Raw genomic sequence first — 13,715 nt, 5'->3', positions numbered from 1 at the left:
TGCCTCAGTGTTTGTCGCCGACCTTCGTCGCGAACGTCAGGTCGTTGACCACCGCGTCTCGTGTGCCGAGCGGCCGCAGGCCATAACTGTGCTCGATCGTGGCGAGGATCGACGTCGTGTCATAGACCGTGTGGTCCACACCCGACTTGCCTAGCTTCGCGCCGATGACGAGTGCGGGGATACGGGTGCCCGGGCCCCACGCGTCGACAGCAGGAGGAGCCACGTGGTCGTACTGGCCACCGAACTCGTCGTAGGTCACCACGATCAGGGTGTCCTTGCCGTCACGGCCGTTCTCGATCGTCTTGATCAGGTTGACGAGGTGGTCGCTACCGGTCGTCTCGCTCGCGTAGCCCGGGTGCTCGTTCTCGGTGCCGTACGGCTTGACGAAGGAGACGGCCGGCAGCTCGCCCGACGCGGCGGCGGCCATAAAGTCGTTCTCATCCTTCAGGTGCGAACGACCCGAACCGCCCTCGGCGTAGTTCTTGAAGTAGTTCAGCGGCTGGTGGTGGTACTGGAACGCGGCGCCCGGGTGGCCGGCCACGGCGTCGTCCCAACCGCCGGAGTACCAGTTCCAAGACACCTTCGCGTCGGTGAGACGGTCACCGATGTTGGGGTAGTCCGCGTCGTCGATGAGAGGGATCGCGGCGCCGCCGCCGTGCGGAGCGCTCGTGGACTGGATCGTGTTGACGGCGAAGTGGCCGCAGGCGGCCTCACGGTCGTTGACCGTCGGCGGTGCGCAGACCTTCGTCTCCTGGCTGTCGGTCGTCGGGAAGCCGGACGCGTCGAGTACGGAGTTCACGCCACCGAGCGCGCCGTTGCTGGAGTCGACCGGGGCGCGGCCGGCGACCAGGAACTGGTGGTTGAGGAAAGAACCGCCGAACGCCGCCTGGAAGAAGTGGTCGGCGAGCACGTAGTTCGGCGCGTCGGCGCTGTGCAGGTACTTATAGATCGGGAGCTGCTTGGTGTCGTAGTAGCCCATCGTCAGGCCGGCTGCGTCAGAGCCAGCGACGTAGCGGTTCTGCTTGCCGCCGTCGATCTGGTACTGCTCCTGATAGAAGCGGTGCACGATGTCCTCGGTGCAGCCGCCGGCGACCGCGTTGGCGTCGGTCGGCCGAAGGCCATGTGCCTGCGCCGGGAAGGCTACGGCACCGTTCAGAGCGCAGGTCTTGTCCGAGGGCTGGATGTAGTCGTTGACCTGAAAGGTCTTGTTCGCGAACTTGGTCGGGTCGGTGCCACAGGCATCACCCGAGGTCGGGCCGGCGGCGAGGATGTTGACGTCGTTCTGCTCCAGGCAGCCGTAGACGTTGCCAGCCTTGTCGACCTGCGGGGTGCCGGTGGCGGTGCGTCCCTCGACCGCCTGGCCGTTGACGTCACCCCAACCGCCGTAGAGGTTGTCGAACGAGTGGTTCTCCTCGTAGATCACAACGAGGTGCTTGTAGCCGCCCGGCAGGCCGGCCGCGCCGTGGGAGGGGTCGGCTTGCGCCGTCTCGGCGACCAACGAGCCCACCGCGGCGACGCACACGGCGGCCACGCTGGCGCCGAGCACGATCCGGGAACGCTTCCCGGTAGTGCCTCTGAACATGACTTGTTGCCTTTCGATCGAGGTGTCACAAGCAGTTGTCGAATCGAAGTCCGACGCCCGCGCGAACGGGACCTTCACGGGCTTCCGAGGCACCCGTCGAAGGCGTACATGGGGTTGATGAATTTCTCGCCGTCCTCGTCGTTCACGTAGAGCGGCCCGACGGCGCCGGGTGAGGCTTGGGCGGTGAAGCAGCCGTTGGCCTTGAGGCTGACGTCGAGGACGGTGGGGGCGAGGCCGTCCTCGGGACGGGTGTCGATGATGGTGCAGGCCCAGTCGTCGCCGGGCCCGCTGCCCCCGCTCTCGAGCTGGCGGATCTGGCCACGGTTGCAGGTCGCCTTCCAGGGGGTCGCACTGTCGGCGGCCTGCCCGGTCTGCCAGTGGTAGCGCACCTCGGTCAGGTTGCCGAAGGTGGTGGTGATCGACTCCTCGAGTCGCCCGGCCGAGAGCGCGGTCGGCCCGACGCTGGCCAGGCCGGCGAGGACGGCGGTCAGGGCGAGGATGGTGCCACCGACCCGGATCGTCGTACGACGCAGGCTTGCGGGCACCGCGTCGGCGCCGGCGAACTCGCGACCTCGGAAACCCAGCCAGGCCGCCCCGCCGAAGACGACGATGTAGGCAAGGCTGATCAGCACGGCCCAGGTCAAGGTCTCGGTGTGGATCGGGTCGGTGAACAGGGCATGCCAGGCACTGAACGGCGTGGAGAGCAGTAGCGAGCGGACGATCTGGCCCGAGGCCGCAGTGTCGAGCAGCTGCATGACCAGAGCGACCAGCAGCGGCCCCAGCATGCCGACCATCGTGTTGCGGCTGACGATGGAGAAGAGCAGCCCGAGCGCGACGAACGCAGTGGTGGGCAGCAGGCTCAGCGCCCACGAGGCGACGACCAGGCCCACAGCGCGCCCACTGGCGATCTCCTGCCCCGAGAGCCCCAGCGGCGCGTCGTGGCCGACGATGGCCAGGCTGGCCACGATGCTCGCCGCGCCGAGCAGGACGAACCCGGCCCAGACGAACAGGGTCGCGGCCACGGCCTTGCCGACGAACAGCTGGTTGCGGGTGGCCGACCGGGTCAGGATCGACTTCCAGGTGCCGTGGCGGTCCTCGCTGGCGAACATGTCGCCTGCGGCCAGACCGGCCAGCAGCGCTACCCCGTAGGTGGCCACCCAGTTGAGCTCGAGCAGGCTGGTCGCGAACCCCGTCGTACCCGCCCAACGGCCGAAGAGCGTGTCAGCCGGACGGACCGCGACCAGATGCATCAATACCGCGACCGCGATCGGTGCGACCACGCACACGCCCAACGCGATGCGAAGCGGCAGCTGCGCGGTGAGCTTGGCCAATTCGACCCGGGTCACGGTCACAGGGCCGACGCCTGCGGGTCGCGTCGGGCTGCCCGCGGACCTGGCCAACGACCCGGCATCGGCGAAGGCGTCGGAATAGGTGCTCATGCCGCGTCTTCACTCTTCTCGTCAGTTGCCTCGGGGTTGGTCAGACACGCGAAGAGCGACTCCAGAGGCGGTACGTCGGGCTCGAGCTGTCGTACCGCGACCCCGAGCCGGTGCAGTTCGATGAGATAGGCGTCGCGATCGGTGTCCTCTCCACGGATCGTCACCGTCGGGATGCCGGGGCGCCGCCGGACGGGTTCGACCAGCAGCGCCCGCTGCCGGGCCAGGGTGGTGGCCAGGGCGTCGTCGGTGGTCCACACCCGGTAGGCCGGCGCCGGCACCGCGGCACGCAGGTCGGCCTGGGTGCTCTCCCACACCGTGCGGCCCTCGTGCATGATCGTCACGCTGTCGCAGACCTCGTCGACCTCGGCCATGTTGTGGCTGCTGAGCAGCACCCCGACCCCACGGTCGGCGAGGTCGCGCACCAGCGAACGCACCGAGGCCGCACTCGCCGGGTCCAGACCGATGGTCGGCTCATCGAGCACCAGCAGCCGAGGCGCACGCAGCAACGCCGAGGCCACACCCAGCCGCTGCCGCATCCCGGTGGAGAAGTTCCCCACCTTGTCCCCACGCCGGTCAAGCAGATCGACCAATTCCAACGCCGCCTCGGGAGCCAGCCGGCCCCTCGAACCGCTGCCGTCGAGCCGGGCGAAGAGCTCCAGGTTCCGCTGCGCGGACAGGTAGGGATAGAAGCGCGGCTCGTCGACGAACCCCGCCACCGCGTCGCGTGCCGCCATCTCGCCGACCGCGCTCGCCTGTCCGAACAGACGCAATGAGCCCGAGTCCGGACTCAGCAGGCCCAGCACGATCCGCATCAGCGTTGTCTTGCCGGCCCCGTTGCGGCCCAGCAGACCATAGACACTGCCCTCGACCATCGCCAGGTCGAGACCGTCCACGGCCCTGTGTTCGCCGAACCTCTTGCTCAGGCCTCGCGCCTCGAGCGCGAACCGGTCTCCCATCATGACTTCCTTTCACGCCCGACGATCCCGAGATCCGCCGAGGACAGCTTGGTGCGCTGGCCGAACGGCGCGATCCGCTGGCTGCTCGGCCGCAGAACCGAGCCGTCAGCCTGGGTGCCCACGTGGCTGGTGCCGAACGGGTTGATCTGTACGCCGGCGCCGGCCGCAGCCCCGATGCCGCGGGCCAGGGCGGCGGTGGCCGCCGCGGCGGCGATGGGCCCACGACGGCGTGGCGCCGCGATGTTTCTGAACATGAAGAGTGGTGCCTCTCGGTTGGAAGACAGGCGTGACCCGCTGGACCCCTCACTCACGGGCCGTGCCGCGAGCGCGCTTCCATTTTGGTCAGTGCGAGGTGAACGCGACGCAAACCCGCCTCGACGCCCCGGCCAAGACGGCCAGCCGTTGATGCAATAGGGCCGAGCGTCGACCTCACATACGGCGAAGTGTGGAGACCGCCTCCTCCGGCACGGCCGGGCGAGGCAGCGGGACCAGGGCGTGGTTCAGGGCACGGTTCAGGGCTCGGTCCAGGTCGGCCTTGGTCCTGCCGATCAGGGTCATCGCCGCGGCGAGGTAGGCGCGGACAGCGTCGTCGGCGTGGGCTGGGGTCGGTAGCCAGTCGGGGTTGGCGTCGATCGCGCCGGCGTCCTGGCCCATGAAGGCGCGCACGGTCCTCAGGTTGGGTACGGCGACCTGCAGCGGTTGTGTGTTCGGCACGCGGCAGTAGGTGAGGCCGGCTGTCTGGGATCCGACCAGCCGCTCGTTGTGCCAGTCGTCGGTGCTCAGCTTGAGGATGCCCTCGGCGTCAGGGCTCTTGGCGGCACCGATTCTGATGGTCACCGGTCCGGCCCACCAGACGGGGAAGTCGACCTCGTACCGGTCCGGCATCACCCGGCGCACCCGAGTCGGCTCGAAGCAGCTCCAGCCGCCTGCCTCATAGGCGAGGTCCAGGACGGCCGGGAGGTGGCGGATGCGGCTGTGGCGCCCGGCCTCGTAGTTGTAGATCTGGTGCTCGCTGACCTGGTCGCCGCCGAGGATCTTGTTGGCGAGAACGGCCGCCTCGGCCTGGGTGAGACCGCGCCCCTCGCGCAGCCGGCGATGCGCCGCGCGGCGCTCCTCGGCCGACGACGGCGGCCTGATCCCTGGTGCCGTCCCGGTCCGGTCCGCCGCGGCGGTCTCTCCGCTGACATGGGCGGCCCCGGGGAGTGGTGAGCCGTGCCGCCAGCCGCGCACCAGTCGATCCCACACATCGTGGCCGAGCAGGCCCCGCATTCGTGCGGCCAGGGTCGCGGGGTCGCCGTTGTCGAGCTCGCAGACCCGGGTCGCGAAGTAGTCGACCTGCCGGTGGCTGCGGTCGAGGAGCTCGAGGGAGTCCACCCCGCGCGTCACCAGTGCTGGGCCGTCGATCCAGCCCGGTGGGACACCCCGGCCGAAGTCGACCCATCCGGGCCGATGCAGGACCACGTGCAGCGGCCATATCCGCGGCCACCAGGGCAGGGTCACGAACACTCCCTTGACACCACCGGGTCCCGATGCGGTCTCCGGCGCTGGTGGCAGCTCGAAGGACATGCCCAGCGGCCCGGAGAACAGGTAGCCGCCGAGACGGGCCCGGTCGACCCCTCGGATCCACACCCAGGCCGGTCCGTCGTCACCGGTGAAGACACGTGGCCAGTAGCGCCGTGGCCCCGTCACGGGTAGGGCGTTCTCGTCCGCATCGTGGCCGTGCGGGGTCCCTATCGCGCGGACCAGGTCGACCAGGCAGCCCCCGGCGTCGTACTCGTCGTCGAGCTGGGCCAGCGCGAGGCTGGGGATCCGACGGCTGTCGCGCTCCCAGGCGCTGACCGAGGCCGTGGAGACGTAGAGCCGATGACCGACCTCAGCCTGGGACCATCCGTGCTCCGTGCGCCACGCGCGCAGTAGGGCACCCGCCGAGCTGAGCATCAACCGACTCCCGAGAGCACCCGCCACCAGAATGACCGAGAACGATCGAAGGGCACCCACCTGAACTTCTGCCGAACGGGCGGGACCGTCTCGCAGAACGGCTGATGCCGGTCAGGGGAGAATTGGCCCTGACCGGCATCGGCTTCTTGCCGAGTGGGGCTAGGAGTCACTCACCTGCGAGGTTGCCGAACACGTTGCGGCCGGGCACCTCGGTTGGCCCCAGGATCTCCGTGTCGCCCGGGTATGCCTTCGCCCAGCCGGTGCTGGTGTACCAGCCGTAGCGGCTCATCTGTGCCGGGTTGACGGCGTCGACGCGGCCGTGCGGACCCGTCGACATCGGCATGGCCACCGTCTTGTACCACTGGCCCCAGGCCGCCGCGATGGCCCTCTTGCCGGCCGGAGCCGCGGGAACCGGAGCGCCCGTCGTCGACGCCAGGGCGGCGGCCTCGGCAGCGGTCGCCGAGGCGGCCGGCGTCAGCGGGAGCAGCCCGGTCACGCCCTCGGTGAGCGGGACCTGGTTGGCAACCGCCTCGAACGGGCTGTTGTCCGGGGTGTTGGTGAAGGAGCTGAACATCGGCAGCGCGGCCCGGTCCATCTGGTTCATGGGCTGAACGCCGAGGATCTGCTCGATCGTCTTCACCAGGTTGATCTGCGAGATGTACTCGCTGTTGACCACGTCCCGCTTCGCGTACGGGCTGGCGATCATCAGCGGGCCGCGGTGGCCGTCGACGTGGTCGGAGCCGGCCTGGGTGTCGTCCTCGAGCACGAAGATGGCCGAGTCCTTCCAGAAGCGGCTGTGCGAGACGGCGTCGATGACGCGACCCGTGGCGAGGTCGTTGTCGGCGACCTGCGCGGCCGGGGTCGGCCGGCCACCGGTGTGGTCGTTGGGCAGCTGCATGATGGTCAGGTTCGGCAGCTCGCCGGTCTCCTCGGCCTTCTTGAAGTCCTGGAGCCACACATCGACGCGGTACTGGTCCGGGATGTTGTTGTCGAACAGGGGGTAGTCCGGGTTGGTGATCTCGTTGAGCGAGGGCACGTCGGAGGAGGACTGGAACTGGTCCTGCGAGACCGGCAGGTCACCGGTCGCCTTGCCCTCCATAATCTGCGAAGCGGCGTAGTACTGCTGCCAGGTGCCGCGCGAGCCGCGCCCGATCTCCTCGTACTCGCCGTAGTTCTTCACCGTCTTACCGGCGGCCAGGGCGGCGTCCCAGATGAAGCCGTTGCGCTGGTAGGTCAACGCGTCGCCGGCGTTGTACGGGTAGCTGCGCACCCAGGCGGACGCACCGTTCTGGTACTGGTAGTCGTTGTTGTCGGCCTGGACGAGCCAGTTGTGGCCGTCGGCGGAGAGCATGCCGCTGTCGTAGAAGTTGTCGAACAGGGTGAAGTCGTTGGCGAGCTTGTGCTGGTTGGGGGTGACCCGCTCGCCGAAGTTGGTCCTGGTCGGGTCGCCGTTGCCCTTGGCGATGTCACCGAACTGCTGGTCGTAGGTCCGGTTCTCCTTGATCAGCAGGAAGACGTGCTTGATCGCGGAGGGCTGCCCGAGATTCTTCGGTATGGCCGGAAGCCCTTTGCCGGCTGCGGCGTCGGAGTTGCCCGACCGGCCCTGTGAGGTCGTGGCGTTGTCCCACCCGTTGTTGACGAAGACCTGGCGGGTGGTCGTGGCCAAGTCGGCGTCGTCCGGCACTGTGAAGGAGGTGACGGTGCCCTTGTAGGCGTAGGTCTGGGGCGCGCCGTCGGTCTCGATGCCGTGCTGGTTGCTGACGACGACCTTGTCAAGCTTCTCGTTGAAGAGCACCTGGTTGGGGTAGGCGTCGGTCGGGATCAGACCCAGGTACTTGACCGGGATGCGCGGGCCCTTGTACTCGTACTGCGCGATCGCGTTGCTGGACCCCGAGCTCACCAGAAGCGTGTTCGGGCCGGCGAAGGTGACCGAGTTCGGCGAGGCGCCGACGTGGTTGCCCGGCAGCGGCTCCACGTTGAACGTCTGCGTCACCTCGTGGGTCTCAGCGTCGATGACCGAGACCGTGTCGTCGTTGGTGTTCGCCACGAAGACCGACCCGTCGTGCACGGTCGCCGATGTGGGCTGGAGACCGACGGCGATCGTGTCCGTCAACTTGCCGACCGTGGGCACCGAGACCGTGCCCGACGACGGAAGGGCAGTGCTCCAGACCTTGCTGACCGCGACGCTCACGCGCGCCGGCCCCTCGAAGGTGGCAGCGGCGTTGGCGCCGATGGTCCAGTTCCGAGTATTGGCCGGGTTCGGCAGGCCGAGGGCACCGGAGGCCGCGACCGCGGCGACCTGCTTGCCGTTGACGTACTGACGGAGCATCGAGCCGTCCCACGTGGCGACCACGTGGTACCACGTACCGGGCACCACAGGCTTCGGGTCGACTACCGTTTTGTACCCGCCGCCGACGTGTGCATACGTCGTCGTGTGACCGTTGAGAATGTCGACCCCGATGCCGCCGCCGTTGAGGGACTCACAGGTGCCGAGGGTGCCGCTGGTGGGGGCCGGTGCGCCGTTCCAGCGGAACTTGCACTCGACAGTGAAGCTCTTGGAGACCTTGGAGAACTGGTCGGCGAACGGGTAGGTGTAGGCATCCGTGACGCCGTTGAACGTCGCGACGTTCTGGCCCAGACCGGCGTCCATGGCGATCGTCGGAGTGCCGTAGGTCTTTGCCGGCAGGTTCTGCGCGTGCTCGGCCGGCGTGCCGTCAGCGAAATCGATGTTGACGACGTCGGGTGGCGTGGTCGAGGTGTCCGGGGTGGCCGGAACCGTGACCGAATTGTCGATGCTGGTCGGGTCGACGACGGAGACGGTGCCCGTGGTGGAGGCACCGGTCTTCGGGTCGGACACGATCGCGGTCCCGTAGGAGTTGTTCGTGGTGTCACCCGCTACCGCGGTGCGGCCGCCACGGTTGGAGACGAAGACCTGGTTGCCCACGACCGCGATCCCGTCCGGCGCGTTCCCAACGGCGACCTCGCCGGTGACCTCGTTGGTCGCCGTGTCGACGATGGCCAGCTTGTTGGTGCCGTTCTCCGCGACATACAGGCTCTTGCCGTCCGCGGAAACCGCCATGCTGATGGGAAGGGAGAGTCCGATAGTCACCGGCGCGGTCGGGTTGGTGACCTTGCCGTCGGCGCCGACCGCAAACTTGCGGACACTCGTCGTCGACGTGACGTAGAGCGCCGTGCCGTCGGGCGAGTAGACCGGCGCGGCGAGACCGGCGCCGGCGATGGTCTGGAGCACGGCCCCGGTCGAGGCGTCGAGGACGTTGAGCGCCGGCGAGCCGCTGGTGGTGCCGCCGGTCTGCACGGCCACCTTCGTGCCGTCCGGGCTGATCGCCGCCCCCATGGACTGAGACGAGAAGGTGGTCCGGTCGCCGAGGGGGGAGATCCACTGGTTGGTGCTCAGCAGGATCCGACCGTTGTCATGGTGGCCCATCTGAGCGGTGCCGAACGGGTTCAGCGGAAGTCCCGCGACGGCGGCGGTCGCGACGCCGCACACGGCGACGGCAGCCGTGGCCGTGATAGCCGTCGCCAGGCGAACGCGCCTGGTCATCCTAGAGAAACGCAAAGCAGTGTCCTTCCACGTGGGGGACAGCACAAGACGGAGCCTTGACGCTGGTATGTCGAGCTGCCGGCGGCGAGGTCCGCCCCAGCCGCGTCAGTGCGCGACTGCGCACGGTCCAAGTCAGTCGGCGCGAAGTGAACGCGATACCAACCCGCGCCGACACCCCAACCAAGACGGCCAACCGTCGACCTAGTACGGCCCGGAGTCGACATCGAGTACGGCCCAGGCGAACAACAACCCCGAAACAGCCTCGAAACCCGTCGCCAAGCCTCGCGTGCTCGGCAGGCTGCTCGCATCCGCGGCATCGTCAGGATGACTTCTGACGGCAGCAGCGTCTACACGCCCACTCACAAGTCACGTCTTCACATCTCAGCGAGTTCTTCGAGCCGAAGCGATCGTCTTGAAGCAGCCTCCGAGCACGGCCGACAAGTAGTCGCCCCTCACCACCTGGCTCAAGCCATGAACCGTTCACCACTGCCGTTGACTACCTCCCAACGCCTGTTCGTGACCGAGCTCGCATCAGGGCGAGGCGTGCAACTCGCGCTCGCGCCGGCGGGGACCGGCAAGATCACCGCACTGGCTGTGCTGACCGACGCGTGGCGGCACGCGGGCGGTACGGTCATCGACCTACGCCAGCACGACTCCGTCGCCCACTGTGTGGGCGTACCAGACCTCGAACTTCGCGCTGGCCATCTCTTCGCTACGGGCCCGACCACGACGAGGATGAGTACGGCTTCCTCGGTAAGGGGCGCGCCTGGACGAGGCCGAGAACTGGCCCCTAGACAAGATCACGGCCAATGACTTCGAGGCGGCGTGGATCAGCCTCCACTGTCACCTGATCGTGCAGCAGACCCTTTCCGATCAACAGAGACCGCCCCGCACGACTACGGCCAGACGGAGCGGGACGCGCGTTCTGGCTTCACTCGCGCCCTCTGTCTAGCGTCATGCCCACACTATGTGGCGTCCTGTCGTGACCGCGCTTATCGACCATGGTTGCCCTCCTTGCGGGATGAGCGGGCCAGCTCACCCGTCCTCAACGAGGCAGGTCTGGGGGCTCTTTCTGCTGGCGCTCGAAGGTCCTTGCCCTGATGGCAGCGAGAGTGAAGCGATCACCCCAACGATGAGCAAGATCAAGTTGACCCACAACAGCGCACCAGATTCCCGGCCTGGCAAGCGCAAGACGGTTGCGACGATCACCGTGCCGAAGATGAACATCTGAGACTTGTTCGGCTTCGTCCGTTCACTGCTTGGCTCAGGTTCGCCGCTCACAGCCGCTTCCTACGGCCGCCGGTTGGACCCACTCGTCGGCATGTGCGCACGCATCGCGGCAGATCCGGATGCCCGCGGAGCACGCGTCACGTGGTTCCGTTGCGTCATGATGAACATGTCGCTGCGACCTGCGCCCCACACCCATGCTTGGCGTCGGCTCGTACCCGCGGCCTTCGCCGTGCAGGCGTCGGTGTCCCTTGTCGCATGGTTCCTGGTCAACGACAAGTCACGCGGCCGTGGCGTTTGGGTAAATAGTGACTTCGAGCAATGGGCAACGCTGAGCGCCATCTGCGCGGCGATGCTAGTTGTGTTCTCGGGGTTGGCCCTACGCCGTTGGCTCGCGGCTTCTGCGGTCGCCGCTGGTTGCTTGTTGGCGGGCTTGTCGGGCCTGGGCGTGTTCGTCGCTTGGGCAGTGTTCAACTCGGCGTAGCCGCTGTGACCGCGTCCGCTCATCGGCAGATCCGGACGTCCGGTACGCGCCGACAGGCGGCGCCAAGGCTACGTCTCCTCCCTGGCTGCGCCCTGCTTGGATCTAACCCCAGGCTCGAGGAGGTTGAGCAGGCGGAGCCAAGCGGACGTCTGCCCAGGTCAGCGTGCAGTGGTTTTAACACTGCGGTCAAGATCCGTCATCGCCCGCCACACGGCCCCCGGCCGAGCGTCGACCTCGACTCCGCTCTCGAATGGAGCGAGGCTCGACAGCGGGCACGCGTGGCGGCCCAGGCCCAGCGCGATGCAGGGCCGGCGCCCGAACCGATTGGTCCGCCCGACCGCGACGACGTTTGGCTCGATGTCACGACGGTCAGCGCCCTCCTCGGGTGCTCGGCGCACTACGTCGGGCGCCTCGCCAGGGACGCGAGGCTCCCGGCCACACGCCATGGTGGGTCGCTGGTGGTGCGACGTCAGCATGCAGAGCAGTACGCGGCCGCAAAAGCATTCAGACTCCGGCGACGAGCGGTCTGAGCGATGCCCGAGTACGCACAGTGGCTCCTGATTGCGGCAGGCCTTGCAGTCGGCTGTTCGCTGCTGGCGTCGTGGCATCGCGACCGGAAGTAGTCGGCCCTGCACGGATGTACGACGCCGCGTCCGCGTCGGCCGAGTCGGCCCACGCGGACGCATCGTGCGCGGGGCCTCCCAACGGCGGCGAGTGTCGTGCAGTTCGACGATTTCCACTGATGCTGCGCGATGAGGGAACGCCCGGCGAGCACGAACCCGAGGTAATCAAGGAGTTCACCTGCTGCATCACCCACCCGCCGCGGCGGTCTCGCCGAAGCTCGCGCCCGTTCGACGTCCGGCTCGAACCAGCCGGCCCCAGGCCCTCACGACCGGCAGCGCGGTCGCCACGAGGGCGACCGCGCTGGCGTACTCGAGCGGACGGAGCGATGGGTCGGGCGGGGCCTGACCTAAGGTCAGACCTGGTACGCGCCGATCAGGTTGCGCAGGTTCGCCGCAGTCGTGGCGAGCTCGTCGGCCGCGGTCAGGGTCGTCGAGGCATCGGCCGAGGTGTCACGAGCCGCCGTCGCGACACCGGTGATGTTGGCCGAGATATCCTCCGAGCCCTTGGCGACCTCAGTGACCGAGCGCGTCATCTCGTTGGTCGTGGTCGACTGCTCCTCGATGGCCGCGGCGATCGTGACCTGAGCGTCGTTCACCTCGCGGATCACGCTGTTGATCTTGTCGATCCCGGTCGACGCCGCCCGGGAGTCGGACTGGATTGCCGCGACCTTGGCGGTGATGTCCGCGGTGGCGTTGGCGGTCTGCTCGGCGAGCTCCTTGACCTCGCTGGCCACGACGGCGAAGCCCTTGCCGACCTCGCCGGCCCGGGCCGACTCGATCACGCGTTGAGGGCCAGCAGGTGAGTCTGCTCGGCGATCTTGGTGATGACGTCGACCACGCTGCTGATCTCCGCGGAGGACCCGTCGAGCTGAGCCACCACCGCGGTCATCTCCTGCGCGGTCTCCTGCGCCGAGGCGGCCACGCGGGTAACCGCGCTGACCGACTGGGAGATCTCCGAGATCGAGGCACCCATCTGCTCGGCACCGGCCGCAACACCATGGTCACGTTCGTCGACACCTGCTCGGTCGCCGCCGAGACCGAGGTCGCTTGGGCCGACGTCTCCTCGGCTGCAGCGCCGAGGCGCTGTGCCGTTTGCGAGAGCTGCTCGCTGGAACCCGCCAGCGTCGTGGCGTTCTCGCCCACCGCGACCACTGGCGGCCGCCCTCGAACCGGGCAGTGTTGCGTTCTTGATCTGCGCTTCATGTTGCGGTGTCTCACCGGCGGAGCAGATGCGGGTCGGATGCTCCAAACAGCTGGGCAAACACGGCTACAGCGACGACGACGTCGCCGACCTCGTTGCCACCCGGCTGGTACGAGCAGTTCCTGCGAAGCGGCGAGCATCGGTCGACGGCCGAGATGAAGCTGGACTGGGCGGGAATCGGCCAGCGGTCTTCTATGAACGGCGAACGGCAGTTGCGTCCATCGAGCCGGTGGACGACCGATCCGCCCGGCGGCAGGTACGGACGAGCCGAGTGTGTGCACGTACTCGGCAGGGACCCGCCGTGCCTTCCCCGTCTTCGAGCCGCCGATCCACCCGGAATGTACCCTTGTGGTTACGTAACCGTGTAGGTACATTCCACCCATGGATGCGTTGTTGCAGGCGCTCGCCGACGAGAGCCGCCGGACAGTACTGGGGATTCTGCGGGATCACCCGGCGACGGCGGGCGAGCTTGCCGACGCACTGCCGATCGCTCGACCCGGCGTGTCTCGGCACTTGAGGGTTCTGCGGGAGGCCGGGCTCGTCGACGTACGCCGAGACGCGCAACGCAGGATCTACAGCCTGCGCCCCGAGGCACTCGTAGAGGTCGACGAATGGCTGGAGCAATACCGCGCGCTGTGGCAGAACCGACTCGATGCCCTGCACACGGAGATCGCACGAGGAAAGAAGGCTCGGAAATGAGGAT

General features: G+C 68.0%; 11 protein-coding genes. 3 read left to right on the top strand and 8 right to left on the bottom strand.

Translation table 11 applies throughout. The features are described from left to right. Positions 1 to 4 precede the first annotated feature (4 nt). The 6 genes from ACP7BP_RS00185 to ACP7BP_RS00160 all read right to left on the bottom strand — a co-directional run bounded on the left by ACP7BP_RS00185 (position 5) and on the right by ACP7BP_RS00160 (position 9,477). Positions 5 to 1,582, bottom strand: a complete 1,578-nt coding sequence (locus tag ACP7BP_RS00185; RefSeq protein WP_426241352.1) for an alkaline phosphatase family protein — start codon at positions 1,580 to 1,582, stop codon at positions 5 to 7. Between the two features lie 74 nt (positions 1,583 to 1,656). Continuing rightward, entirely contained in the window at positions 1,657 to 3,021 is a 1,365-nt protein-coding gene (locus ACP7BP_RS00180; protein ID WP_426241350.1) for an ABC transporter permease, read from the bottom strand. Further along, on the bottom strand, positions 3,018 to 3,914 hold the full coding sequence (locus ACP7BP_RS00175) for an ABC transporter ATP-binding protein (protein ID WP_426241348.1): 897 nt from the start codon (positions 3,912 to 3,914) through the stop codon (positions 3,018 to 3,020). Before ACP7BP_RS00175 ends, ACP7BP_RS00180 begins: the two co-directional genes overlap by 4 nt. A 62-nt stretch (positions 3,915 to 3,976) precedes the next feature. Next, positions 3,977 to 4,231, bottom strand: a complete 255-nt coding sequence (locus ACP7BP_RS00170; protein WP_426241347.1) for a hypothetical protein — start codon at positions 4,229 to 4,231, stop codon at positions 3,977 to 3,979. 175 nt (positions 4,232 to 4,406) lie between these two features. Continuing rightward, entirely contained in the window at positions 4,407 to 5,915 is a 1,509-nt protein-coding gene (locus ACP7BP_RS00165) for a helix-turn-helix domain-containing protein (RefSeq protein WP_426241346.1), read from the bottom strand. Between the two features lie 166 nt (positions 5,916 to 6,081). Next, positions 6,082 to 9,477: a LamG-like jellyroll fold domain-containing protein gene (locus tag ACP7BP_RS00160; protein WP_426241344.1), complete on the bottom strand. Its 3,396-nt coding sequence runs from the start codon at positions 9,475 to 9,477 to the stop codon at positions 6,082 to 6,084. 324 nt (positions 9,478 to 9,801) lie between these two features. Here ACP7BP_RS00160 and ACP7BP_RS00155 point away from each other — a divergent pair, with 324 nt between their 5' ends. Next, complete coding sequence (locus tag ACP7BP_RS00155) at positions 9,802 to 10,290, top strand: AAA family ATPase (RefSeq protein ID WP_426241342.1); 489 nt, start codon at positions 9,802 to 9,804, stop codon at positions 10,288 to 10,290. Between the two features lie 169 nt (positions 10,291 to 10,459). Further along, the gene (locus tag ACP7BP_RS00150) at positions 10,460 to 10,708 is read left to right on the top strand and encodes a hypothetical protein (protein ID WP_426241340.1); all 249 of its coding nucleotides are present in this window, start codon (positions 10,460 to 10,462) and stop codon (positions 10,706 to 10,708) included. Between the two features lie 1,456 nt (positions 10,709 to 12,164). Here ACP7BP_RS00150 and ACP7BP_RS00145 read toward each other — a convergent pair. Then, positions 12,165 to 12,593, bottom strand: a complete 429-nt coding sequence (locus ACP7BP_RS00145; RefSeq protein WP_426241338.1) for a methyl-accepting chemotaxis protein — start codon at positions 12,591 to 12,593, stop codon at positions 12,165 to 12,167. Continuing rightward, positions 12,590 to 12,784, bottom strand: a complete 195-nt coding sequence (locus ACP7BP_RS00140) for a methyl-accepting chemotaxis protein (RefSeq protein WP_426241336.1) — start codon at positions 12,782 to 12,784, stop codon at positions 12,590 to 12,592. The genes ACP7BP_RS00145 and ACP7BP_RS00140 overlap by 4 nt, the downstream gene beginning before the upstream one ends. A gap of 609 nt (positions 12,785 to 13,393) precedes the next feature. Between ACP7BP_RS00140 and ACP7BP_RS00135 the strand changes: the two genes are divergently transcribed. After that, positions 13,394 to 13,711: an ArsR/SmtB family transcription factor gene (locus tag ACP7BP_RS00135; protein WP_426241334.1), complete on the top strand. Its 318-nt coding sequence runs from the start codon at positions 13,394 to 13,396 to the stop codon at positions 13,709 to 13,711. The last annotated feature ends 4 nt before the right edge of the window (positions 13,712 to 13,715 follow it).

It is taken from the genome of Nocardioides sp. LHG3406-4, from assembly GCF_049897745.1.
Classification (GTDB): Bacteria; Actinomycetota; Actinomycetes; order Propionibacteriales; family Nocardioidaceae; genus Nocardioides.
Note: the sequence above shows the minus strand (reverse complement) of the source record. Positions and strands in the feature narration are given on the sequence as shown.